Below are 231 nucleotides of genomic sequence, written 5' to 3'. Positions count from 1 at the left end.
CCCGACCACCTGTGTCGGTTTGGGGTACGATTCCTTACAATCTGAAGCTTAGAGGCTTTTCCTGGAAGCATGGCATCAATGACTTCACTACCGTAGTAGCTCGACATCGTATCTCAGCGTTAATAGCGGTCCGGATTTACCTAAACCACCCGCCTACGTACTTGAACCTGGACAACCGTCGCCAGGCCCACCTAGCCTTCTCCGTCCCCCCATCGCAATTGTAAGAAGTAC

Annotated in this window: 1 rRNA gene; it reads right to left on the bottom strand. The window is 52.4% G+C overall.

Annotated elements, in window-relative coordinates:
• A 23S ribosomal RNA gene (locus ATB74_RS23575) occupies nucleotides 1-231 on the bottom strand; the annotation flags it as partial.

It is taken from the genome of Vibrio splendidus, from assembly GCF_001557875.1.
In the GTDB taxonomy this organism is placed as follows: Bacteria; Pseudomonadota; Gammaproteobacteria; order Enterobacterales; family Vibrionaceae; genus Vibrio; species Vibrio splendidus_F.
This window is presented reverse-complemented; position numbering and strand designations above follow the sequence as displayed.